Origin of the sequence: Sphingobium chlorophenolicum, assembly GCF_000722875.1 — a bacterium.
Taxonomy (GTDB): Bacteria; Pseudomonadota; Alphaproteobacteria; order Sphingomonadales; family Sphingomonadaceae; genus Sphingobium; species Sphingobium chlorophenolicum.
The window spans coordinates 49,839-71,628 of sequence record NZ_JFHR01000025.1 but is presented as its reverse complement, the minus strand read 5'-3'; the positions used below and the strand labels follow the sequence as shown (position 1 = coordinate 71,628).

Annotated in this window: 24 protein-coding genes and 1 tRNA gene; 11 read left to right on the top strand and 14 right to left on the bottom strand. The window is 65.7% G+C overall.

Annotation, left to right across the window (positions count from 1 at the left end; all coding sequences use genetic code 11):
- Both BV95_RS24425 and BV95_RS12190 read left to right on the top strand, forming a co-directional pair.
- On the top strand, positions 1-194 hold a 194-nt coding region (locus tag BV95_RS24425), incomplete at its 5' end, for a hypothetical protein (protein ID WP_214442608.1).
- Positions 195-252: 58 nt separating this feature from the next.
- Positions 253-2,031: an AMP-dependent synthetase/ligase gene (locus BV95_RS12190; RefSeq protein ID WP_037452006.1), complete on the top strand. Its 1,779-nt coding sequence runs from the start codon at positions 253-255 to the stop codon at positions 2,029-2,031.
- Between the two features lie 4 nt (positions 2,032-2,035).
- On the opposite strand, the gene BV95_RS12185 is transcribed toward BV95_RS12190, so the two are convergent.
- Genes BV95_RS12185 through BV95_RS12175 form a run of 3 tightly spaced genes read right to left on the bottom strand, consistent with a single transcriptional unit; the run spans position 2,036 to position 3,666 of the window.
- Positions 2,036-2,449: a hypothetical protein gene (locus BV95_RS12185; protein ID WP_234703174.1), complete on the bottom strand. Its 414-nt coding sequence runs from the start codon at positions 2,447-2,449 to the stop codon at positions 2,036-2,038.
- 55 nt (positions 2,450-2,504) lie between these two features.
- Entirely contained in the window at positions 2,505-3,227 is a 723-nt protein-coding gene (gene gloB, locus BV95_RS12180; RefSeq protein ID WP_037452001.1) for a hydroxyacylglutathione hydrolase, read from the bottom strand.
- A 4-nt stretch (positions 3,228-3,231) separates the two neighbouring features.
- Positions 3,232-3,666: a VOC family protein gene (locus tag BV95_RS12175; protein WP_037451998.1), complete on the bottom strand. Its 435-nt coding sequence runs from the start codon at positions 3,664-3,666 to the stop codon at positions 3,232-3,234.
- A gap of 104 nt (positions 3,667-3,770) precedes the next feature.
- Between BV95_RS12175 and BV95_RS12170 the strand changes: the two genes are divergently transcribed.
- Positions 3,771-4,475 (top strand): SIMPL domain-containing protein, encoded by a 705-nt coding sequence (locus BV95_RS12170; protein ID WP_037451995.1) that lies wholly within the window; start codon positions 3,771-3,773, stop codon positions 4,473-4,475.
- An 8-nt stretch (positions 4,476-4,483) separates the two neighbouring features.
- Here the strand turns inward: BV95_RS12170 and BV95_RS12165 are convergent, their stop codons facing one another.
- Positions 4,484-5,350, bottom strand: a complete 867-nt coding sequence (locus BV95_RS12165) for a tetratricopeptide repeat protein (RefSeq protein ID WP_037451994.1) — start codon at positions 5,348-5,350, stop codon at positions 4,484-4,486.
- A complete protein-coding gene (locus BV95_RS12160; RefSeq protein ID WP_037451991.1) occupies positions 5,350-6,105 on the bottom strand; it encodes an alpha/beta hydrolase in 756 nt (251 codons plus the stop codon). Before BV95_RS12160 ends, BV95_RS12165 begins: the two co-directional genes overlap by 1 nt.
- A gap of 142 nt (positions 6,106-6,247) precedes the next feature.
- Between BV95_RS12160 and BV95_RS12155 the strand changes: the two genes are divergently transcribed.
- Together BV95_RS12155 and BV95_RS12150 are read left to right on the top strand one after the other, a co-directional pair.
- Positions 6,248-6,334 (top strand) — tRNA-Leu (locus tag BV95_RS12155).
- Positions 6,335-6,496: 162 nt separating this feature from the next.
- Positions 6,497-7,720, top strand: coding sequence for a tyrosine-type recombinase/integrase (locus tag BV95_RS12150; RefSeq protein WP_037452054.1), 1,224 nt, complete (start codon positions 6,497-6,499; stop codon positions 7,718-7,720).
- A 16-nt stretch (positions 7,721-7,736) separates the two neighbouring features.
- On the opposite strand, the gene BV95_RS12145 is transcribed toward BV95_RS12150, so the two are convergent.
- Positions 7,737-8,795: a hypothetical protein gene (locus BV95_RS12145; RefSeq protein ID WP_234703173.1), complete on the bottom strand. Its 1,059-nt coding sequence runs from the start codon at positions 8,793-8,795 to the stop codon at positions 7,737-7,739.
- A gap of 867 nt (positions 8,796-9,662) precedes the next feature.
- Between BV95_RS12145 and BV95_RS12140 the strand changes: the two genes are divergently transcribed.
- The 4 genes from BV95_RS12140 to BV95_RS12125 all read left to right on the top strand — a co-directional run bounded on the left by BV95_RS12140 (position 9,663) and on the right by BV95_RS12125 (position 16,333).
- Positions 9,663-10,208, top strand: a complete 546-nt coding sequence (locus tag BV95_RS12140) for an RNA polymerase sigma factor (protein WP_234703172.1) — start codon at positions 9,663-9,665, stop codon at positions 10,206-10,208.
- Entirely contained in the window at positions 10,205-11,218 is a 1,014-nt protein-coding gene (locus BV95_RS12135) for a FecR family protein (RefSeq protein WP_037451985.1), read from the top strand. Before BV95_RS12140 ends, BV95_RS12135 begins: the two co-directional genes overlap by 4 nt.
- A 79-nt stretch (positions 11,219-11,297) precedes the next feature.
- Complete coding sequence (locus tag BV95_RS12130) at positions 11,298-14,231, top strand: TonB-dependent receptor plug domain-containing protein (protein WP_051749748.1); 2,934 nt, start codon at positions 11,298-11,300, stop codon at positions 14,229-14,231.
- On the top strand, positions 14,225-16,333 hold the full coding sequence (locus BV95_RS12125; RefSeq protein WP_051749747.1) for an Atxe2 family lasso peptide isopeptidase: 2,109 nt from the start codon (positions 14,225-14,227) through the stop codon (positions 16,331-16,333). Before BV95_RS12130 ends, BV95_RS12125 begins: the two co-directional genes overlap by 7 nt.
- Here BV95_RS12125 and BV95_RS12120 read toward each other — a convergent pair.
- From BV95_RS12120 to BV95_RS12090, 8 genes are all read right to left on the bottom strand, one after another.
- Positions 16,249-18,003: an asparagine synthase-related protein gene (locus tag BV95_RS12120; RefSeq protein WP_156028650.1), complete on the bottom strand. Its 1,755-nt coding sequence runs from the start codon at positions 18,001-18,003 to the stop codon at positions 16,249-16,251. The two genes, BV95_RS12125 and BV95_RS12120, sit on opposite strands and share 85 nt — an antisense overlap.
- Positions 18,000-18,689 (bottom strand): lasso peptide biosynthesis B2 protein, encoded by a 690-nt coding sequence (locus BV95_RS12115; RefSeq protein ID WP_037451977.1) that lies wholly within the window; start codon positions 18,687-18,689, stop codon positions 18,000-18,002. The genes BV95_RS12120 and BV95_RS12115 overlap by 4 nt, the downstream gene beginning before the upstream one ends.
- A gap of 49 nt (positions 18,690-18,738) precedes the next feature.
- On the bottom strand, positions 18,739-18,870 hold the full coding sequence (locus tag BV95_RS23570; protein ID WP_156028649.1) for a benenodin family lasso peptide: 132 nt from the start codon (positions 18,868-18,870) through the stop codon (positions 18,739-18,741).
- A 247-nt stretch (positions 18,871-19,117) separates the two neighbouring features.
- The gene (locus tag BV95_RS12110; protein ID WP_037451974.1) at positions 19,118-19,609 is read right to left on the bottom strand and encodes a protein-tyrosine phosphatase family protein; all 492 of its coding nucleotides are present in this window, start codon (positions 19,607-19,609) and stop codon (positions 19,118-19,120) included.
- 40 nt (positions 19,610-19,649) lie between these two features.
- Complete coding sequence (locus tag BV95_RS12105) at positions 19,650-19,955, bottom strand: 4-fold beta flower protein (protein WP_037451971.1); 306 nt, start codon at positions 19,953-19,955, stop codon at positions 19,650-19,652.
- A gap of 21 nt (positions 19,956-19,976) precedes the next feature.
- Positions 19,977-20,249, bottom strand: coding sequence for a DUF3892 domain-containing protein (locus BV95_RS12100; protein ID WP_037451969.1), 273 nt, complete (start codon positions 20,247-20,249; stop codon positions 19,977-19,979).
- Between the two features lie 32 nt (positions 20,250-20,281).
- The gene (locus BV95_RS12095; RefSeq protein WP_037451967.1) at positions 20,282-20,470 is read right to left on the bottom strand and encodes a hypothetical protein; all 189 of its coding nucleotides are present in this window, start codon (positions 20,468-20,470) and stop codon (positions 20,282-20,284) included.
- Positions 20,471-20,486: 16 nt separating this feature from the next.
- Entirely contained in the window at positions 20,487-20,747 is a 261-nt protein-coding gene (locus BV95_RS12090; RefSeq protein WP_037452044.1) for a hypothetical protein, read from the bottom strand.
- A 168-nt stretch (positions 20,748-20,915) separates the two neighbouring features.
- Between BV95_RS12090 and BV95_RS12085 the strand changes: the two genes are divergently transcribed.
- Positions 20,916-21,263 (top strand): helix-turn-helix transcriptional regulator, encoded by a 348-nt coding sequence (locus BV95_RS12085; RefSeq protein ID WP_202901562.1) that lies wholly within the window; start codon positions 20,916-20,918, stop codon positions 21,261-21,263.
- Complete coding sequence (locus tag BV95_RS12080; protein ID WP_037451965.1) at positions 21,260-21,781, top strand: ImmA/IrrE family metallo-endopeptidase; 522 nt, start codon at positions 21,260-21,262, stop codon at positions 21,779-21,781. The genes BV95_RS12085 and BV95_RS12080 overlap by 4 nt, the downstream gene beginning before the upstream one ends.
- Positions 21,782-21,790 lie beyond the last annotated feature (9 nt).

Here is a 21,790-nt window from a genome sequence, read left to right as displayed (position 1 = left end):
CCCATCAAATCTTTGACGGCCGCTATCGATGGTCTATTCTCATTCCTGGTCATGGTGGGGCTCCATTGGGGTTGGCGACTTTGAACATCACCAGCCTGCCATGGCCGCTCAAATCCTCAATGGATTTTGCAGAACATCCCGCACACTACCAATCCGCGAAAAATCATGGCCGTTACGGCATGGCGAAGTTATAGCCTGCCAGGCAGGCGAAGAAGCGTGCGGACGACACGCCGCGAGTGAGGAGATGCCGTTTTGAAGCCGATCGAGCGTTTTCCCAATCTGGTGACCATGTTCTTCACCCGCGCCAAGGCGATGGGCGACGCGCCCTTCCTCTGGCGCAAGATGGCGGGCCAGTGGCGATCGCTGAGCTGGATCGAGGCCGCCCATCAGGTCGCCTCCCTCGCCAGCGCGTTGCAGGCGCAGGGGCTGAAACCCGGCGAACCGGTGATGCTGGTCAGCGAGAACCGGCCGGAATTCTGCATCGCGGACCTGGCCATCATGGCGGCGGGATGCGTCACGGTGCCGACATACACCACCAACACCACCCGCGATCACCAGCATATCCTGACCGACAGCGGCGCCCGCGCCGTCATCGTCTCCACCGCGAAGCTGGCGCAGAATCTGATGCCCGCCGTGCTGCGGTCGCAGGCCAGCCTGGTCATCGGCATGGAGCCGTTGCGCGGCATGCAGGGCGATGTCACCTGTCATTTGTGGAGCGACCTGATCGCCCATCATCCCACCGACATCGACGCCTGCGCCGCCAGCCAGACGGCGGGGCGCGACGATCTGGCCTGCATCATCTACACCAGCGGCACCGGCGGCGCGCCGCGTGGGGTGATGCAGCATCATGGCGCGATCCTCTGCAATGTGGAGGGGGCCTGCCAGTTGCTGGAGGAGGATTTCGGATGGGGCGACGAGGTGTTCCTGTCCTTCCTGCCCCTGTCGCACGCATATGAGCATAGCGGCGGCCAGTTCATGCCGATCATGGTGGCGGGGCAGATCTATTATTCGGAGGGGCTGGAAAAGCTGGCCAGCAACATAGAGGAGACGCGGCCGACGATCATGGTCGTCGTCCCCCGCCTGTTCGAAGTGCTGCGCACCCGCATCATCAAGTCCATCGAGAAGCAGGGCAGATTCCCCGCCTATCTGCTGGGACAGGCGCTGCGCATCGCGGCGAAGGAGCAGGGCGGGCGGAAATCGCTGCTCGACCTGCCGATGAAGGCGCTGCTGTCCCGCACCCTGAAGTCCAAGGTCACGGCGCGCTTCGGCGGGCGGATGAAGGTGCTGGTGTCGGGCGGGGCGCCGCTCAATCCCGATGTGGGCCTGTTCTTCGACGCGATGGGGCTGACGCTGCTTCAAGGCTATGGCCAGACGGAGGCGGGGCCGGTGATCAGTTGCAACCGCCCGCGCGCGGGGATTGCGATGGATACGGTCGGCCCGCCGCTGCCCGGCGTAGAGGTGCGGATCGCCGAGGATGGCGAGATTCTCGTGCGCGGCGAGTTGGTGATGCACGGTTATTGGCGCAATCCGGCGGAAACGGAAAAGGCGCTGCAAAATGGCTGGCTGCACACCGGCGATATCGGTGAGATCGACGAACGCGGCCGCATCCGCATCACCGACCGCAAGAAGGACCTGATCGTCAACGACAAGGGCGACAATGTCTCCCCCCAGAAAGTGGAAGGCATGCTGACGCTGCAACCGGAGATCGGGCAGGCGATGGTCTATGGCGACCGCCGTCCGCATCTGGTGGGGCTGTTGGTGCCCGATGCCGAATGGACCCGCGAATGGGCGGAGGCGCAGGGCCGCAAGGTGGAGGATGTCGGGAACGACGCCGCCTATCAGGCCGCACTGCGCGCAGCGGTCGACCGGGTGAATGACGACCTGTCGGTGATCGAGCGGGTGCGGCGCTTCGTCCTGGCGGACGAACCCTTCACCATCGACAATAGCGAGATGACGCCGTCGATGAAGATCCGCCGCCATGTCATCCGCGCCCGCTATCAGGAACGGCTGGACGCGCTGTACAAGGCGTAAGTCTCTATTTCGGCGGCGAGCGATAGGGCGTGAAGTCGCCCAGCGCGCAATTTCCCGTCACCATGCCGGTCATCAGGTCCGCGCTGGTCGCCATGTCACCGCGGCAATATTGCGACCCCCAGGTCCTGATGACCAGCGCGTCGCCCCGCGACAGGCCCGAACAACTGCCGATCAGGTCGTTGCGATAGACCAGCCGCTTGCTCACCCGATAGAGCAGCACATTGTTGCTGATCGCCGTCAGATTGGCTTGCGGTGCGCGATTGACGCAACTGGTCTTTTCGCCCGCCACCTTGCCGGCCAGGGCGCGCTCCAGTTCGCTGGTCTGCTTTTCCGTCAGCCTGGGCGGTTCATAGCTGCCCGAACATCCCGCCAGCAGCAGCGGGGCTAGGCACAGGCCGGAACGCATTCGTCGACGCATGACACCTCTCCTCATTCGTCCCCGCCCGAAAGACGATGGAACCGCGCCGAAACCGTCACGCGGCATCCTTGGCGGCGCGGCGTTCCGCCAGTTGCGCGATGTCGCGCGCCCGCATGAAGATGTTGGTCGCCCGCTCCAGCCCGATGCTGGTCGGCACCGTGGGTTCCCCACGCGCCCGCGCTGCGTCGACCTGATCCATGCGGGTGCGCAAGGCGGCGTTGTCAGGCTCCACCGTCAGGGCGAAACGGCCGTTGGACTGGGTATATTCATGGGCGCAATAGACGGTCGTATCGTCCGGCAGGGCTGCGAGACGCTGCATATTGGCGAACATCTGCGCCGCCGTCCCCTCGAACAAGCGGCCGCAGCCCATGGCGAACAGCGTGTCGCCGACAAAGATCAGGCGGTCGTCCGGCAGATGATAGGCGATGTGACCGGCGGTATGGGCAGGCACCTCCAGCACGGTCGCCTGATGGTCACCGATCCGGACGCTGTCGCCCTCCCGCACCGCGCGGTCGAGCGTGCCGATCTTCTCCGCCTCCGCAGCGGGGCCGGTGATGATGCAGCCTGTCGCCGCCTTGATCGCCGCATTGCCGCCGACATGGTCGCCATGCCAGTGCGTGTTCCAGATCTGGCCGATGGTCCAGCCTCTCTGGCGCGCCGCCTCCAGCACCGGTTCCGCGATGGCGGGGTCGACCGCTACCGTCTCCCCGCTGGCGTCGTCGTGCAGCAGCCAGACATAATTGTCGTTGAGAACGGGGATGCGGACGACCTCCAGCATGGCCTTACCAGACTCCCGTATTGGGCATGGAGGCCCAGGGTTCCGCCGGTTCCAGATAGCCGTCCTGCAACAGTTCGACCGAGATATTGTCGGGCGTGCGCACGAAGGCCATGTGCCCGTCGCGGGGCGGGCGGTTGATGGTGACGCCTGCGTCCATCAGCCGCTGGCAGGTTTCGTAGATATTCTCGACCCGATAGGCGAGATGGCCGAAATTGCGGCCGCCGCCATAGACTTCGGGCGGCGTGCCGTCTTCGGCGGGCCAGTTATAGGTCAGTTCGACCTGCGCCTCTTCATCCCCCGGCGCGGCGAGGAAGATCAGGGTGAACCGCCCCTGCGCATTGTCAACGCGCTTCTGTTCCTGCAGGCCGAGCAGCCGGAAGAAGTCGACCGTCCGGTCGATGTCGGTCACGCGGATCATCGTGTGCAGATATTTGGGCAAGGAAACACTCCATTCATCGCCATAAAGCAACGGTTCATCTCTGGGATATTAGGGCTGTTGCCAAGATAAGGGGCGTTCGGTCCGGAAGGAAGAGGAAGGCGGGCATGGCACTAACATATCATGACAAACTTCTGCTGGGCTGCGCGGGTGTGCTGGCGTTGGGAATGCTCGGCGGCGGCTATCTTCTGGGTGACGGGCTGAAGCGCGCCAAGGCAGCCGACCGCTCCGTGACTGTGCGCGGGCTGGCGGAAAAGGATGTGACCGCCGACCTCGCCACCTGGTCGATCAGCTATTCAGCGACCGGCTTCGACCTGCCTGCGGTGCGGGCGGAGATCGACAATAATACCAAGGAGTTGCGCGCCTATTTCGCCAGCCTCGGTTTCAAGCCCGATGCGCTGACGGCGACCGGGGCGGGGGTCAATCAATATATCAACAACGGCGTCAACACGATCACCATCACCCAGCGCATGTTGCTGCGCACGACCGACATCGCCCGCGCCCAGCGCGCCGTGGCGCAACAGTTCGACCTCGTCCGGCGCGGCGTCACGCTGCAGGAAGGGTCGGGCATGCGCTACAGCTTCACGAAGCTGAACGACGTGAAGCCGACCATGGTCGCCGCCGCCACCAAGGACGCCCGTGCCGCCGCCGAACAATTCGCCCGCGACAGCGGCGCCAGCGTGGGCGGCATCAAGAGCGCGACCCAGGGCTATTTCTCGATCGAGGCGCGGGACGGCGAAGGCGATGGGTCGAGCGACACGCCCTACAAGAAGGTGCGCGTCGTCACGACCGTCGATTTCTACATCGACTAGGGGCGCTATCAGTCGGCTGGTTTCGGCGCGGGCAGGCGAGAGAGATTGTCGGCGGCCGCCCTCCCCGCCGGTGATTGCGCCGCCAGCTTCACGGCGCGCTGCCAGGCGGAGCGGGCGATATCCTCATGGTCGGTGAGGATGGCGATATTGCCCTCCTCCAGCGCGACCGAGGCGTCGTCGGGGGATAATTGCACTGCCCGCGCAATATGCGCCTGCGCCAGCTTCATTTCCCCGGAGCGGCGGGCCAACGTGGCCGAGAGCAGCCAGGCCAGCGGATCGCGGGGCACCTGCTCCAATGCGACGTCAAGGGAGTTGCGAGCGCCCTTCGCGTCGTTCAACGCCACCAGGGCGCGGGCGCGGTCGAGATGGACTTCGCCCTTTTCCAACCCATCGGGCAGCCCTCGCGCAAGCGCCGCGTCGAAATCGTCCCGCGCCTTGGCGGCATCGCCACCGGCCAGCGCGGCATTGCCCGCCTGCGCCCACAGTCGCCCGCTCTGCACCATTTCGCCGTTGCGTTCGGCTTCGTCGGCTCCCTGTTCGAAGGCGACGATGGCGGGCGACCAGCGTTCGGCGCGGGCATAGGCAAAGCCCATGCAGTTGCGCGCATAGAAGCTGCCGCCGTCGATCCGCCATTGCTGCGCGAAGGCGACGCCCTTGTCCGGCGCTTCGACCGCCTGATCCAAGCAGGCCTGGAACTTTGCGGCAAATTTGTCGGGGACAGGGATGCGGCCATCGCTTGCCTGAGCGGTGACTGGCGCGGGGGCGGCGGAAGCGGCGGCCTCCGCCTTTTCCTTCCGTTTGCGGTTCATCACGGCCTCAATCTCCGGATCATAGGCTTGCGGCGCGAGCAGCAGCAACGGGAGCAGGAAGGGCATCAGAGGCTGTCCAACAGGCTGGCGACGGTCCGGATCAGCAGGGCGATGTCCGGGTCGCGGGAAAGGCGATGGTCGCCATCCTTAATCAGCAGCGTCTGCACATCGGATGAACGCAGCCGCTCCGCGACGCGCAGCGCGGTTTGCCAGGGCACGTCGGGATCGGCCTGCCCCTGCAACAGCCGCACCGGGCAATCGATTGCGATCTCTCCCTCCAGCAGCCGGAGCGACTGGCCGGATTCCCAGAAGGCCAGGGTGGTGACATAGGGATCGTCGCCATAGGGGGTCGGCTCGACGATGCGGCCTTCGGTTGCGAGCAGCGCCTTGTCCGCATCGGTAAAGCCCCATTCGGTGAAGTCCGGCGCCGCCGCGATGCCGACCAGTCCCGCGACCCGATCCGGCCGGGCCAGCGCGATCAGCAGCGCCAGCCAACCGCCCATGGAGGAGCCGACCAGCACGATCGGTCCCTGGGTCAGCGAATCGATCAACAGCAGCGCGTCGTCGCGCCAGCTTGCCAGCGTGCCATCCTCGAACCGGCCTTCGCTCGCGCCGTTGCCCGCATAGTCGAGCCGCAGCATCGCCCTGCCCCGGCTCTGCGCCCAGCCGTCCAGCGCGACCGCCTTGCCCCCCTCCATGTCGGACATATAGCCGGGCAGGAAGACGATCGTGGGCCCTGCGCCGGGCCGATGGCGATAGGCCAGCCGCAGACCATCCGGGCGAGCGTGAAAGGCGGGCGGCGCGGTTTCGGGGCGATCCATGCTATTCTCCAGTTCAACGGCAGTGGCCTTGAAAAAAGGGCCGTAAAAAGCTCTTGGCCGGGAAACCAGAAAAATAAAAAATAATGCATGGGGCGCGTTGACAGCCCTCAGGCCAGCGGCTAGTTGCGCGCTCCTACCCCGTGCCCAGATGGCGGAATTGGTAGACGCACCAGCTTCAGGTGCTGGCGATCGCAAGGTCGTGGAGGTTCGAGTCCTCTTCTGGGCACCATTTGTTCTTCCGGCGACGTCCGGGAACGTCCCGAAAGTGGCTGATTTCAGCCGTTTTTTGTGCTAAGACCGTCCGGTCAAATCCGGGCTGATCCGGCACCAATCGGGAACAAATATGGTATCCTGCATGGTATCGAAGGCCCCTTATGGACGGGCCGATACCATGGGAAAACTCTTCGCGACGACCGTCACGAGCGCCAAGCCGAGGGAGCGCGAATACAAGCTCACCGATGGTGCCGGACTCTATCTTCTCGTCAAGCCGAACGGCCGCAAGCTCTGGCGACTGAACTATGCCTATCTCGGCAAGCAGCGCACGCTCTCCTTCGGCGCCTGGCCCGACGTCGGCCTCGCCGATGCGCGCGAGCGGCGCGACGAGGCGCGCAAGCTGATCGCCGCCGGCCTCGACCCCTCGCACGAGGCCAAGCTTGCCGAGGCGCGCGCGATGCTGTCCGAGGAAAACAGCTTCAAGCTGGTCGCCGAGGAATGGGTCGCCAAGCAGGAACGCGAAGGGATGGCCGAGATCACACTCAGCAAGATCCGCTGGCTGCTCGACAAGGCCTATCCCAAGATCGGCAACCGCCCCGTCGCCAAGATCACAGCGCAGGAGGTGCTTGTCGTACTCCGCTCGGTCGAGGCCACGGGCCGATACGAAAGCGCGCGGCGCATGCGCAGCGTCCTCAGCCGTGTGTTCCGTTACGCCGTTGCGACGACGCGGGCAGAAACCGATCCGGCGCGTGACCTGCGCGGCGCGCTTACCGTGCCCAAGGCCAAGCATCTCGCCGCCATCACCACGCCCAAGGGCGCGGGCGAACTCATGCGCGCCATCGAGGGCTATACCGGGCATGCCATCACCCTCTTCGGGCTCAGGCTGTCGGCGCACCTGTTCGTGCGCCCCGGCGAACTGCGCCAGGCGGAGTGGAGCGAGTTCGACTTCGACCGCTCGGTCTGGAATATCCCCGAGCAGAAGATGAAGATGCGACGACCACACCGCGTGCCGCTGTCCACGCAGGTCACCAAGCTTTTCGAGCAACTCTGGGAGCTGACGGGCACGGGGAAATACTGCTTCCCTTCCTTCCGTTCGCCGCGGCGCCCGATGTCGGAGAACACCGTCAACGCGGCGCTGCGGGCACTCGGCTTTGGTCAGGAGGAAATGACGGCGCACGGCTTCCGGGCCATGGCGGCGACGCTGCTCAACGAAACGGGCAAGTTCAATCCCGACGCCATCGAGCGCCAACTCGCCCATATGGAGACCAACGCCATTCGGCGTGCCTACACCCGCGGCGAATATTGGGACGAGCGCGTACGGATGATGCAGCACTGGTCCGATCATCTCGACGAGCTGCGCGACGGCGCGAAAGTGCTGAAGCCGAACTTCGCTCGCGGCTGACAGGACGGGCATCCGATCACCGATCACGGTACGTCCAGTTCGTCACAACGGCGATCGTATCGAACACATCCAGCGGATCGGATGCGAGCGGATCATGTTGGCTCGCCCGCGCCTCCGCCCAATCCAGCCATTCGGATGCCGGCCTGTCGTCGATCTCCACGGTCGGATCGGCGATTGCGGCGCGCAGCGCGGCGACGAAGCTCCGGGCGAGCTCGGCCTCGCGCCACCGGCCGGCCTGTTCGAGCAGGCACCGGAAGCGGTTCTGGTCGAGCTTGCGCTGTTGTTCGAGCTCATAGCGCCGCTGCTCCTCGATCCGCCGCCGCTCTTCCGCTTTCTCGCGTTGCTCGCGCTCAGCCACCATCAGCGGGAAAGCCGCGAGCATGGTCGCGAGAATGTCGCTCGCCATCGTCTCGACCGTGCCCTTGCGGCCGTCCTGCCAGTTGCGCTGCAGGCCGGCAGGCAGCCAGGTCTTCACCTCGAAGATCAGGGCATCGGTTTCGGCAAGTTCCAGCCTGTAGTCCTTGTCGCGATAGGAGTACCATTCACGCTCATCGGTGGTGAGCGGACGCCGGACCTGCTGGAGCTTTACCCGGAGCTGGAACTCGATCTTTTCACGGCCGGATGCTGCGAAAAGCTCCAGCCGCTCGCTTTCGGTCACGCTGATCTTCTCGGCTTCGAGCGCCTTGAACAGTGCATCGAGGATACGGTGGCGCCGCCGCTCCTGCACGCTGAACACCGAGGGCCGGACCGATCGTTTGAGCCGGCGGTCGTAGATATGATCGCCCTTCCTGATTTCCCGCTCGCGTCTGGCGAGCCAGCCGGCGATGATCGGATGCGGACGGACGAGCCGTTCGGCGACCGGCCGCATGCTCGCCCTGCCGCGCGCCGCCGCCAATGCCTCTTCCGCTGCAGGTTCAGCCGCGCGGCCCCGCTGGAGCGGCGCGATTTTGATCCTGTCGGGCGTGCCGGGCTGCTTTGGCGGCAGCGTTTTCGTTTCGACCGCCTTGCCTGCCGCCAGCTTGTTCCAATGCCCGCGCATCGGGCGGGGAATGTCGAACCGCGCGCAGATCGCCACCAAATCGTAGTGCGATATGCCGAATGCCTTCGCCAGATGGCTGATCGGCTTTTCCCAAACGAGCGCATGAAGCTGGTTTCGGGTCAGGTTCGTCGGGAGTACGGCAGGCTCGTGGGAACTCATGGCATAACCGAACCTGATTTTTCTCTTGGACGAACGGGAACGGCGGCGAGGAGCCGCATGTCGCGGTCAGACGCGCATTAGCCACTCTCCCCGACAGGAATTTTGAAATAGCGGGATTGCGGATCGTGCCCGAAGAACATTTCATCGTGTTTTGCAGGCGACATCGACCCAAAATTCACCATTAACTCTCGATTTTTCGGAAAATTGGCTAACAAATCCCCGAAAATTCGGCATTCGGTGCATCGAAGGATCCGCTAATCCCCGAATTTTCGATTGCAGCCCTGCCAGAAGTGCTGACCCTGCTCGTGCTGCCGGCGATCACGGCGCTGGTAGCGCGCGTCAGAAGCTCCCGCGCGCCCGTGCGCGGCGAGTGGGAGAGTCCAGCGACGAGCGTTTGACGATCGACCGTTGGAGTGGAGCGAGCCGCGTCCCGGGGTGCACAAGCCGTTGCTATTGCGTCTTCCATTCGCTGCGTTAGTCTGATCACGCGCCGCAAGGGCGGCGCCGAGGCGTGAGAACCTCGCTTGAGTGAAATGACCCGCCATCGACGCGGCCGGGTGGCCGACGCGCATGTCCAAGCCGCTTGCGGCCAAAGGCGTCGGCGCGTGTCTCAAGCACGTTCTCAACACCCGGCTCCCGCCGGCTTCGCCTCGCCAGACGCGAGGAGACGCCAGCGATGGAAACGGAGACCGGCACAAGCAAGCGGCATCGATCGCAATGCGGTCGGCGCTAGGGACCGCCCGCTTGCCGCTGGACGAAGACGACCCGCTGCCGCCGGGCCACGATCTCGTCGCGGCATCGCCGGACGGGCTCGCCGATCTCTACCGGGCCGAACGGCCGGGGCTGTTGCGCTTCCTTGGGCCACGCACGCCGCCCGGCCATGCCGATGACGTCGTCCAGCAGATTTTCACGCGCATGGCCGCAAGGACCGAAGAGCAGGCCGCCGCCATCGCCTCGCCCGGCACCTATCTGCGCGAGGCCGCCCGCAATCTTCTCCGCGACGAAGCACGATCGAGCGCGCGGACGGGCAGGCACCTCCATGTCCCGATCGAAGAGGTCGCGCTGCACGGTGGTGACCCGGTCGCCGCGCTCGAGGCGCGCGACAGGCTCGCCCGGCTCGAGCAGGCAGTGCTTCGCCTCAAGCCGCTCACGCGGCAAATATTTCTCGCGCGCCGCCTCGACGGCTATAGTTATGCCGAGATCGCACAAAAGACGGGATTGAGCGTGAAGGGTGTCGAGAAGCAGATGAGCCGGGCGATCAAGCAGCTCGGGCGCCACCTGCGCGCATGACCGGCTCACCCAGGTCTACGACTCCCGCCCGCGTGCATGATGCGGCGGGCGACTGGCTGGCGCGGCGACAGGGGAATGCCGGGCCGGAGGTCGAACGGGCCTTCCGTGCCTGGCTCGAGGCCGATCCCGCGCATCGCACGGCCTATGACGAGGCGGAACGCGGCTGGCGGGACAGCCTGCTACTCGCCGACAGCGCTATCGGCCGGTCCCGCGGGCTCGGCCGCGCGCCCTTTTTCATGCGCCGTAGCACGCATGTCGGCGCCGCCGGCCTTGCCCTGGCGGCCGTCCTGGGCGTGACGACGGTAGGCGTCGTCCAGCAGATCGGCCCCTTTGCGCTGGTCTCGCCGGCCGAGGCCGCGGTCTACCAGACTGGCGTCGGCGAAATCCGCACGATCCGCCTTGCCGATGGCTCCCGGATCACGCTCGACACGGCGACGCGCCTGCGTGTCGTGCTGACCGGCAGTGACCGGCGCATCGCGCTGGAGCGCGGACGCGCCCGCTTCCGCGTCATATCGGATCGTCGGCTTCCGTTCACCGTCGCGGTGCCAGGCGGCGAGGTCGTGGCCCGAGGCACGCTGTTCGACGTCAGCATCGCTGAAGGTGTGTCGACGGTCGCCATATGGGAAGGAAGCGTCGAGTTGCACAGTTCCGCGCCGGGGGCATCAGTCCGGTCGCGAAGACTCGATGCCGGCGAGAGGATAGCGCTGGGCGACCGATCCGCGCCCCAGCCAATCTCGGCGGCGCAGGCCCGCTGGGTGTCCGGCATGCTGGCGCTTGACGCCACGCCGCTCGGGGACGCCGTGAACGCCATCAACCGCTACAACGGGACGCAGATACGCCTTGCCGACCAACGCCTGGCGCGCCTGTCGGTGACTGGCGCGTTCCGGTCGCGCGACCCGGAGGAATTCGCGCGCGCCACCGCTGCCATGTTCGACCTCGCCGTCGATCGCTCGGACCCGGCGGTCATCCTCCTTGAGCCCCGAGCAACAGCCGGTCCTCCCAATCGATAAAAAATCTGGCGGGTGATTCCCGCCTTCGTCGTCTCCCGCCCATCCCGCCCTCCGGCGGCCAAGGGGGAGAAAGACGACGATGGTTCGATTCAAAGAGACGGCAATGCACCTGCTGGGGGGCATGGCCACGGTTGCGCTGGTAGCGAGCGCGTCGCAGGCGCACGCACAGGAGTCCCGGCGGCTTGGCGTGGATATTCCCGCGCAACGGTTGGGAGATTCGCTCCGGGCGCTCGCGCTCCTGTCGGGCAGGACCATCCTGGCCGACGGGGCGCTGATCGGCGACAGGGAGGCCCCGGCGCTCCGGGGTTCCTACACGATCGAGGAGGCGCTTGGCCTGCTGCTCGCCGGCTCCGGCCTGTCCTTCGAGCGCGTCGGCGACAGCTTCGTGGTGCGGCCGGCGGCCGGCCGCGCGGACTCGCGGGGCGACGAGGCGGACATCGTCGTCACCGGCACCCGCATTCGCGGTGCTGCCCCGGTCGGCTCGAACCTGGTGACGGTCGATCGCAGGGACATCGATCGCAGCGGCTATGCAACGACGCAGCAGATCCTCGCGGCCTTGCCCCAGAACTTCGCCGGCGGTGCGAACGAGGGGACGGTCGGCTTCTCGGTGCGCAACAACAGTAGCACCAATTTCGGCTTCGGCTCGGGCGTCAACCTGCGCGGGCTCGGCACGACCTCGACGCTGACGCTGGTCGATGGAAACCGCCCGCCGCTTGGCGGCGGTTCCGGCAGTTTCGTCGACCTGACGCTGATCCCCTCGAGCGTGATCGAGCGGATCGAGGTGCTCGCGGATGGCGCCTCGGCGATCTACGGGTCGGACGCGGTCGCGGGCGTGGTCAATGTCCGTCTGCGCCGCGATCTCGACGGGGCGGAGACGCGGCTGCGCTACGGCTTTGCCGACGGCTTCGACGAAGTGCAGGCAAGCCAGCTCGTCGGCTTCCATTGGGCAAGCGGCCGGTTCATCGCCGGCTATGAATATTACCGCCGCGGCCGGCTCGCAGCCAAGGACCGGCCCTATGCGACCGAGGATCTGCGCGCCTTGGGTGGACCCGACTATCGGCAGGACTATGCCAATCCGGGGACGATCGTTGCTGCCAACGGCCAGGTCTTCGGCATTCCGCGCGGCCAGGACGGCACCCATCTCGCCGCTGGCGACCTCGCCCCCGGCGTCGCCAATCTCGCCGACGGGCGCCGCGACACCGACATCCTGCCCGCGCTGAACCGGCATTCCGCCTATGCCGCGCTCGAACAGGACCTGGGCGGCGGCTTCAAGTTCCGGGCACAGGGTTTCTTCGCCGACCGGCGGTCGTCCGCCCGGACCTTCCCCAGCAATTATGGCGGCGTCACCGTCACCCCGGCCAATCCCTTCTATGTCGATCCGATCGGCACCGGCCAGCCTGTGACCGTCCACTATGACTTCAGGCCCGACCTCGGCGCCCCGACGCTCGACGCCCATGTCACCAACTGGGCGGGCGCTGCCACTCTCGAAGCCGCGGTCGGACGCTGGTCCGCCGAGCTTCACGGCGCCTATGGCGAGCAGCGCGAGCGGCAGGCTACGCATAACGTGCCCAACTACTACCGGCTGGCAGTCGCGCTTGCTGATCCTGATCCGGCCAGCTCGTACAATTTGTTCGGCGACGGCGCGGTCACCAATCCGGCGACCATCGATCGCGTGCGCGGCGGCTTCGTCCAGACCGGCCACTCCCGGCAATGGTCGACCTCGCTGAAGTTCGACGGGCCGCTGTTCGCTCTTCCCGCAGGCGATGTCCGGATGGCGATCGGCGGCGAGTACCGGCACGAATGGTACGGCTTTTCGTCGTTCGACGACGAGTTCACGCCGCAACCGGTAAGCGGCGGAACGGCGGGCTTCCCGCTTGGTCGTTCGATCGTCGCCGGCTATGCCGAACTGCTGGCACCGCTGGTCGCGCCGGAGCAAGACGTGCCCGGCATCGACCGGCTCGACCTGTCGGTCGCCGGGCGTACCGAGCGATACAGCGACGTCGGGACGACCGCAAATCCCAAGCTCGGGCTGAGTTGGAAGCCGGTGCCGGCCCTGACGGTGCGCGGCACGTTCGGCACCTCGTTTCGCGCGCCGAGCTTTGTCGACGTCCGGCAGGGTCCGGGTCTCAATCAGATCATCCCACTGCCGCTCCCCGATCCCGCTTCGCCCACGGGCACCAGCACCGTGATCGCCCTGTTCGGCAACCGCCCCGACATCGGCCCGGAAAAGGCCAGGACCTGGACCGTCGGGTTCGACTTCCGCCCGCAACGCTTCCCCGGCCTCTCGGTCAGCGCCACCTATTTCGACATTTCCTATCGCGACCGCATCAACAATCCCGCCGCCGAGCTCTTCTCGTTCCTGTCGCAGCGCAGCCGGTTCCAGTCGCTGATCACCGACAATCCCGCCGCCGCCACGATCGCCGCGCTCTATGCGGACCCGACCTTCGTGAACCCTTATGGGATTCCCGCCTCGACCGTGACGGTGCTTGTCGACGGGCGCAACGCGAACCTGTCCCGGACGACCGAACGCGGGCTGGATTTCGACATCGGATATCGTGGCGGCGAGAAGGGCCGGAGCTTCGAACTCGGCGTGAGCGGCACCTGGCTGTTCAATCTCACCCAGCGGATCACCGCGACCTCCGATTCCGCCGATGTCGTGTCGACCATCGGCAATCCGGTCGACTTGCGCCTGCGAGGCCGCGCCGCCGCCACGCTCGGCAAGGCAAGCGCCGCCGCCTATCTCAACTTCGTCAATGGCTATCTGAACAACGGCGTCACGTCGGCCGAGCGCGTGCATAGCTGGACAACGCTGGACCTCCAGCTTGGCTACGAACTCGGCGGAGATCGCGGACCGCTGCACGGCGTCAGGCTGGCGCTCAGCATCACCAACCTGTTCGATCGCGCGCCGCCCTACGTCAATAATCGCACACCCTTCTCGGCATCCGGCTTCGACCCCGAAAATGCCAGTCCCGTCGGACGCATGATCGCCTTCCAGCTGGTGAAATCATGGTGAAGCGGCGGCTGTCGATCCTCTTCGCGCTTCTTGCCCTTCCCGACGTGAGCCAAGCCCAGCGCACGCCATCGATGCGCGAGGTGATCGAACTCACCGACCTCTCCAGCGTCGCGATCTCGCCAGACGGCCGGATGGTGGCGTTCCGCGAGGAAGCCGCCTCTATCGAGCGCAATGCCCACGACCTCGCCTGGTTCGTCGTGCCGGTCGACGGCAGCACACCACCGCGCCGGCTGGCCGATGCCGGCGAAGGCAACTGGCTCAACGGCACCCTGCTTTCCGAGCCGCCGATCTGGTCGGCGGATTCGCGCTACATCCTCTATCGCGCGATCATCGACGGTGAGGTGCAGGTCTGGCGCGCGGCCGCCGACGGCTCGGGCGTTGCGCGCATCACGAGCGAGCCGGGCAACGTCGCCGACATGATGCTTGGGGCCGATGGCCGGAGCGTCACCTACCGCGTCGGGCCTTCGCGCGACGAAATCGTGCGCGCGGAGGACAAGGAACATGACGACGGCGTGCTGATCGACGCAAAGGTCGATCCTTCCCGCCCGCTCTATCGCGGCGGCCGGATCGATGGACGCCAGGCAACCGAGCGGCTCGGGGGCTTCTGGTTCGGCCATGCCGGGCTGCTGGCCGACCAGGCGCCCCATGTGCGGACGGTGGACATCGCCTCGGGGCTGGCCCGCGATGCGACGGCGGCGGAGGCGGCGCGGCTCGCGCCGGCGCCCCAGGCGTTCGACAAGCTGGATGGGCGGTTCCTCGTCGCGCGCGTTGCCTCGGGCGACGGGCGCGGCACGGCCTATGTCCTCTCCTCGGGCGCCCGCCATGAATTGCTGGTCGCCAAGGGCTCGGGAGTCCAGGGCTCGGGAGTCCAGGGCGCGATCCCGTGCGGCGCGGCAGCCTGCACCGGGCAGCGCATCCGGTCGGTGACGTGGCAACGGGAGGCCGATGCACTGGTGTTCGAGACGAGTGACGGCGGTGGCAACTCCAGCCTCCATCGCTGGACCGTGGAGTCGGGCGCCGTCGACACGCTCGCGACCGGACAAGGCCTGCTGGGCGGTGGTCGCGACCAGACGCAGGGCTGCGCCATCGGAACCCGAACCATAGTGTGCGTTGCGGCGGCTGCAGACGTGCCGCCGCACCTCGTCGCGATAGACCTTGATACAGGCAAGCTCCGCCTGCTGGCCGATCCGAACCCGGCGCTTGCCGATACCGCGCCGAAATTCCGTCCCTTCAGCTGGGTGGATCGTGCGGGCCGACGCTTCACCGGCCAGCTCCTGCGACCGGATGGGGTGACGGGGCCGGTACCGCTGTTCGTCACCTATTATTCGTGCGGCGGCTATCTGCGCGGCGGCCTCGGCGACGAATTCCCCCTGCGCGAACTCGCCCGGCACGGCATCGCCGCGCTCTGCATCAACCGCTATCCCGCGTCCGATGGGGTCGGCGACCAGGTCGGCGCTTACCGCATCGCCCAATCCGGCATCGCGGCAGTGATCGACCGGCTGGCCCACGACGGCATCATCGACCGGACGAAGGTCGGCATGGGCGGGGTCAGCTTTGGCGGCGAGTCGACGATCTGGATCGCGATGCACTCCCGCCTGCTGGCGGCGACCTCGATCGCGAACGTGCTGCTGACCCCGACCTACTACTGGTTCAACGCGGTCAAGGGTCGGGAAGTCCCCGAAGTGCTGAAATCGGGCTGGGGCATCGACGATCCCGACCAGGACCGTCGCGACTGGCGCGAACTGTCGCCTGCCTTCAATGCCGACCGGATCCAGGCGCCGCTCCTGATGCAGCTGCCCGAGCAGGAATATCGGCCCAATGTCGAACTGCTGGCGCGGCTCCAGCGGGCAGGCAAGCCGGTCGAACTCTGGGCCTTTCCCGACGAGGTGCATGTCAAATGGCAGCCGCGCCACCAGCTCGCGGCAAATGCGCGCAACCTCGACTGGTTCCGCTACTGGCTGCAGGGCTGGATCGACCCCGATCCTGCCAAGGCGGCGCAGTACCGCCGCTGGCAGGCCTATGGACCTCCGGCCGGCCCAAGCTCCGGGCCGAGCCAGCCGCGCGCCCAGGCCTCGGCATCGATAATCGGCAACAGGCGATAGAAGCGCGGATCACGCGATCCCACCGGCTGGCGGAGATAGGCGGCGACGGCAGGCCGGTCGAGCAGGCCGGCCCCGGCAAGATGCCCCTCGAGCAGATAGGGCTCCAATCGCGCGCGGTTGGCCTCGAAGTTCCGCAGGCAATAGGCGTCCATGCCGCCCTTCGACCGGCGATCGATCACTTTCGCCGGCAGCACGTCGCTGAACGCCTGGCGCGCGATTGCCCGGTCGCGTCCGCCGTCGATCCACATCCAGGTCGGAATCCTGAAGCAGCTCTCCATCACCGGCTGGCTCAGCAGCGGAAAAAGCGATGGGGCGACGGCGTGCCGCGCATAGCCGTCGAGATGGGCGAAGGCCGCAACGACCGCGCGCACATGGCTGCGCCTTCCGGGCAGCGCGTCTTCGGGCTCGACCAGCCAGGGATGGAAATCGGGCTCGCGCGGCAGCACGTCCCTTGCGAGAAAGGCGTCAGATCCCGGCCAGACGCGGTGGATCGGCGGCCGGTGCGCCTGTCGCCACGCCATCGAGCCGGCGATCCACAGGCTCGTGTCATGGACTTCGGCAATGTGACGTACCGCGCGCAGGAAGCGGCGGCCGGGACCGAACAGGCGCAGCGCGTCGGCGGCCGGCGCGGCCGACCCCGGCGCGCAGAACACACAGTCGCCGCCGGTCCCGCTGACAAAGGCTTCCACCCCGTCCGCCCGCGCCGCGTCGCCCAGCAGGCGGTCGGCAGGCGCCAGGATCTGCGGAATGCCGGGCCGCGCCGACCGGCACGCCACCGGGCGGGTCAGGTCGACATCGGCCTCGACATTGTGTTCGGCAAGTACGAGGCCCGTGGCCGCCGCGGTGGCGCGTGCATAGTCCCGCTCGTCGCCTTCGGCGCGCGTCGTGACGAGGTTGAGCGCGGTGGCAGGCGCGGCGCAGGCCGCGAGCGCCGCCGCGAGAACCGACGAATCCAGCCCGCCCGACAGCTCCAGCAGGACCGAGCGATAGGGTCGCACCAACGCCGCGGTCGCTTCGTTGACGGAGGTTCGCAGCATATGCTGCGCTTCGTCCAGGTCCGCGACCTGCCGCTCGTCCGCCGCGAAGTCCCAGGGACTCCAGATCGCTTCACGCCGCATGCCCGTTCCGGCGAATATCGTGCGGTCGCCCGCGAACAGTTCGTCGATGCCGGCGAGGCCGGTCGCGCCGCAGCGCAGGTGCGGGAAGGCAAGATGATGCGCGACGAAGCGCCAGTCGATACGCGGCTCGGCGCCAGTCAGCGCGAGCAGCAAGGCAGGTTCCGACGCGACCAGCGTAATTTCGCCGACCGTCATCCGGAATGCCGCAAGGCGACCCGATGCCGCGCGAATGACCGAGATCTCGCCGCTGCCGTGCTGCCGGAAGAAGGCGACATGATCGCCCCAGAAGGCGCCCGCGAACCGGCATGCGTCCCATTGATCGGCCCCGCCCGCAATGTCGGCATCGCCACTTCGGGCCATGGTCGAGCCGATCGCGATACCCGCTTCGCCGAACCGGCGATGGCGCGTCGCGGTATCGACGAGAACGACTAGGCCGTCGCATTGGAACGCAGGGATCAGCGAAAGTCTTTCCGCCGCGCGCTCCGCCATCCGCCGTTCCTCTCCTGGATCGGCTGCGGGCGCGACGATCGCCAGGTAGCTATCGCCTGTCACAGCACCATGATCGGCGTGAAGCGGCCGGCGTGGTCGAGCGCGTCGGTCAGGACGACGTCGCCATCCTGCACCCAGCAATGCGCGGTGAACGGGAAGGCCTCCACGCCGAACACCAGTCGCGGGGCATGGCCGCGGCGCATGGCGAACCAGAGGAACGCGATCGAATCCGGCAGGCATAGCGGCCGCAAGGGAACCAGGCGCCGGTACTGCCAAAAGCACCGCGCGAGCATTTCGAGATTGGTGGCGGGAAGAGCCGGTGCCTTCCGTCTGCGCCGGACTGCCAGCCGGTCCAGGATGGTCTTCAATGCGAGCCTGCGCAGTGCCACGCGGGCCGCGATCGCGAGTACGGCGACCTCGCAGGCCGTCGTCCAGCCGGCGCCCGTCCGGCTGGCCTGCTCCAGCGCGCTTCTTGATGGCCGCGACAGGGCGTCGCCCATTGATGCGGCAAGGCTTCCCGCCATGGCTGCCGGCTCCTCGCTGGTTGGGACGACAAAGCCGAGCGTCACCAGCCGCTCCAACGCCCCTTCGTCGATGCCGCCCGTCGTGCCGGTACGTACGGCCTCCAGGGCGCGGCCTGCATCCTCGCCGAGTTGCCAATAGCGGTCGGCTGCGATGTCGAGGACGATCGTGCGCCCCTCGAACCGGCAGAAGCCGATTCCATCTGTGATCCGGTATCGCTGCTGCATGGCGAATGGAGCGGACGCGCCGCCTGCGCGGCGCGCCCGCGCCGATGGATCACTCGGCCTCGATGCCGATGGGCTGGGCGATCACGCCGAACTCGAGCTGAAGCCCGGGCCGGCCCTGGGTCTCGGTGCTGGCGGCGCCGAGGTCGATCAGGTCGTCATGCCGTTCGTCGTTGCGTTCCATGATGGTGCACTCCTCTGACATGCTGCGAAAATGCAGCAAGCCCACTCTATGGAGCGCGCCCGGCTATCCGAACTTTATACGGATTCTATACAGACTTTGTTTGGGGGGCGGATATCCACCTGTTGCCGAGAACGGTCGGTCACGCGCCGATCGTTCCCGCCGGCCGCTCGGCAAGCAACCAGAGTGAATCTTGTCCAGGCGATACGATTGGAGCGGGTGCTGGCAGGCCGTTATCGCAAATGCCAGTTCAGGCACCTGGGCAATATCGATCCCAATTGATCCGCGCATATTCGGCCATGCCTCGCGCCGGATTGTAAGGAGGATAGATCGACCTGAATGCATCGATCGCGGCGTCCCTGTCCAAGCTCCTCAGCCGGTCGGTGAATTTAAGCAGGTAGAGCAGGCCTATCGTCGGGGATCGGGATTGCCCTTGATTGCAATGGAGCAGGATTCGATGGCCGCCGATATTCTCATGAATTGCGAGAAGTGCTGCATCCACGATGTCGGCAGGAATGTAGTTGACGTCGGCAGCGTCCACCAAATTCAGGATCAAGCGCCCCTCGCGTCGGGCAATCAGATATTCGGGATGATCCTTGGAGGCGGCTCGCCCCGCATAGCCCAACGCCTGCCGGTGATAGGGTTCCTTGCAAGCATGAATGAAAAACCAGCCCGGCTGGCCGCGCACCTGTTGCTCATCGAGTTCGCCGCCGACAAACAAATTTCCTTCGATTTCAATCATGCTCTTTGATCCATCACTCGCGCGCACGCCTGTTTGCGATCTAGCGGAAGGTCTCCGGCGCGGGGAAGTCTTCATATCCAGCGTACATTGCGTAGCCCGCATAGCTGGCATAGCGCGCATAAGAGCCGCGACACCCGAAAGCACCGAAACCCGGCTTCCGCCATCCCGACTTTGAACGATGCGTTATCAGCCGGTTCTGGTTTCTCAGTTCGCCAAGATAGCGGCCATCGCGCCCATAGATCTCATCGCCATGGAAGCGGCCGACATGGCGCCCGTCATAGGTCCAAAGATCGTCGTCATCGCGATAGCCGAAACAGGCACCGCCCCATGTCCATAGCCAGTCCATGCGACCTCCCGACCTCAGCAACTATGCGTTCGAACATTCCGGGAGCGCCAGGAGATTGTCGTTCCACTTTCCATCCGCATAGGTGCGCAGGTACTTGCCGTTCGCGCCGTTCACCACGCCGACCTCTGCGCGATTTCCGCCAACGAGCGTGAAGAACGTGTTGGTCTTGGCTTCGATGGAATTGATGACCTCCTGGCGCGTCCAGCGCCAGGTCGCACCGCCCAGGTGGGTGATGCCCTCGTGCGGATCGTTGCGCGGCTGCTTGTTGATGCAGGTAACCCTTACGTCTGCCATTCGGAAATTCCTTCTAAATGAAATGATGGAGATCAGGAATTCGGGCCATCCCGGCCATCCGGCTCCTTCGCCACGCCCTTGAAGGGCTTGCCGTCGTCCTTGACGGTCATGAAATGCCCCGTGCGTTCGTCGCGCTTCTGGTAATTGCCGTCAGGGCGCTGGAATTGGGTACGGCCGGTCACCGCCCCGCGACGAAAATTGTTGCCCGTATTCTTGGCCATAAAATCTCCTATCGGATCAGTTGAAGGTGTAGCGCTTCCAGGGGATGGCGTGCCGTGGCACGCCGGCGAGAAACTTCGAGATGTCGGGCCGACCGAAATAGGTGGCCTGCCCGCTGGCATCCTCGGACATGAGGACAATCGGCATTCCCGGAAAGTAGCGCCCAAAGCCTTGGATCGCTCGCGAGGCTTCGCTGCGATTGCTGGTCACGTGGCGCTTCACCACGACGACCGCAAAGGTCACGCCCTGCTCCCGGATCACTGCACCTTCCAACTGCATTTCCAATCCTTTCGCCTGCGACTCGATCAACCGCGTGCCGTGCCACCCATATCCCGAATCCTTTCGCGCATGTCAACCATGCCAACTTTATGATGTGCTTATCACAAACAATTGTTTGTGACATTGACGGGCGAAGGATAGCCTGTCACACCGCTTCCCATGGAGGACATGGCAATCTACGCGCAGCTCGGGCGGGCAATGGCGGCCCGGCGCACGTCGCTGGGCCTCACCCAGCAGGAGATTGCCGACCGGATTGGCGTGTCGCGCGCGTCGATCGCCAACGTCGAGCGAGGCCGCCAGAAGGTGCTGTTGCACCAGGTCTACGCAATCGCGCGCGTGCTCGCCCTCAAGTCGATCACGGACCTGGTGCCGGCCACGCTGCCCAAACCCGACACTCCGGCATCGGTTTCCATGCTGAACATCGATCCAGATGGCTTCTCCGAAGTGCAATTGTCGGACCTGGAGAGATTGGTCCGCAGCGCCCTGGGCCCTGAAAAGGTCGACGCTCCGCGATGACAACCTTCAAGCAACACGCCCGCGAAGAAGCACGCCGTATCCTGGCTGAATATGGTGACGTATCGATTCCCGTCCCCGTGGAAAAGATCATCAAGAAACGCGGGATACGGGTTCAATTTTCGCCGCTCGACCAGGAACTGTCCGGCATGGCGCTGATCAAGGACGGCGTAGGCATAGTTGGCGTCAATGCGCTGCACCATCCCAACCGGCAACGCTTCACGATGGCGCATGAGCTTGGCCATCATGTCCTTCATCAGCAGGAAATTAACGGCACCGCGCATGTCGACAAGGGTTTCGCGATCCTGCTCCGCGATACAGAGGCATCGCAGGGAACAAATCGCATGGAAATCGAGGCAAATACATTTGCCTCGGAACTGCTGATGCCAACAATGCTGCTCGCCCCGCTTATCGATACAACTGGGTTCGATTTGGATGATGTTGAACAGTTGCAGATGCTTGCCAAGCGCTTCAAGGTAAGCCTGTCGGCACTGCAATTCAGGTTGCTCGCCTTGAGCTGAGCGAGCGGG

Excerpts from the sequence above, each read along its gene's own strand:
- BV95_RS12185 (WP_234703174.1), bottom strand. The coding sequence starts at position 2,449 with ATGCGTCGACGAATGCGTTCCGGCCTGTGCCTAGCCCCGCTGCTGCTG.
- gloB (WP_037452001.1), bottom strand. The coding sequence starts at position 3,227 with ATGCTGGAGGTCGTCCGCATCCCCGTTCTCAACGACAATTATGTCTGG.
- BV95_RS12170 (WP_037451995.1), top strand. The coding sequence starts at position 3,771 with ATGGCACTAACATATCATGACAAACTTCTGCTGGGCTGCGCGGGTGTG.
- BV95_RS12165 (WP_037451994.1), bottom strand. The coding sequence starts at position 5,350 with ATGCCCTTCCTGCTCCCGTTGCTGCTGCTCGCGCCGCAAGCCTATGAT.
- BV95_RS12160 (WP_037451991.1), bottom strand. The coding sequence starts at position 6,105 with ATGGATCGCCCCGAAACCGCGCCGCCCGCCTTTCACGCTCGCCCGGAT.
- BV95_RS12150 (WP_037452054.1), top strand. The coding sequence starts at position 6,497 with ATGGGAAAACTCTTCGCGACGACCGTCACGAGCGCCAAGCCGAGGGAG.
- BV95_RS12135 (WP_037451985.1), top strand. The coding sequence starts at position 10,205 with ATGACCGGCTCACCCAGGTCTACGACTCCCGCCCGCGTGCATGATGCG.
- BV95_RS12130 (WP_051749748.1), top strand. The coding sequence starts at position 11,298 with ATGGTTCGATTCAAAGAGACGGCAATGCACCTGCTGGGGGGCATGGCC.
- BV95_RS12125 (WP_051749747.1), top strand. The coding sequence starts at position 14,225 with ATGGTGAAGCGGCGGCTGTCGATCCTCTTCGCGCTTCTTGCCCTTCCC.
- BV95_RS12115 (WP_037451977.1), bottom strand. The coding sequence starts at position 18,689 with ATGCAGCAGCGATACCGGATCACAGATGGAATCGGCTTCTGCCGGTTC.
- BV95_RS23570 (WP_156028649.1), bottom strand. The coding sequence starts at position 18,870 with ATGGAACGCAACGACGAACGGCATGACGACCTGATCGACCTCGGCGCC.
- BV95_RS12110 (WP_037451974.1), bottom strand. The coding sequence starts at position 19,609 with ATGATTGAAATCGAAGGAAATTTGTTTGTCGGCGGCGAACTCGATGAG.
- BV95_RS12105 (WP_037451971.1), bottom strand. The coding sequence starts at position 19,955 with ATGGACTGGCTATGGACATGGGGCGGTGCCTGTTTCGGCTATCGCGAT.
- BV95_RS12100 (WP_037451969.1), bottom strand. The coding sequence starts at position 20,249 with ATGGCAGACGTAAGGGTTACCTGCATCAACAAGCAGCCGCGCAACGAT.
- BV95_RS12095 (WP_037451967.1), bottom strand. The coding sequence starts at position 20,470 with ATGGCCAAGAATACGGGCAACAATTTTCGTCGCGGGGCGGTGACCGGC.
- BV95_RS12090 (WP_037452044.1), bottom strand. The coding sequence starts at position 20,747 with ATGCAGTTGGAAGGTGCAGTGATCCGGGAGCAGGGCGTGACCTTTGCG.
- BV95_RS12085 (WP_202901562.1), top strand. The coding sequence starts at position 20,916 with ATGGCAATCTACGCGCAGCTCGGGCGGGCAATGGCGGCCCGGCGCACG.
- BV95_RS12080 (WP_037451965.1), top strand. The coding sequence starts at position 21,260 with ATGACAACCTTCAAGCAACACGCCCGCGAAGAAGCACGCCGTATCCTG.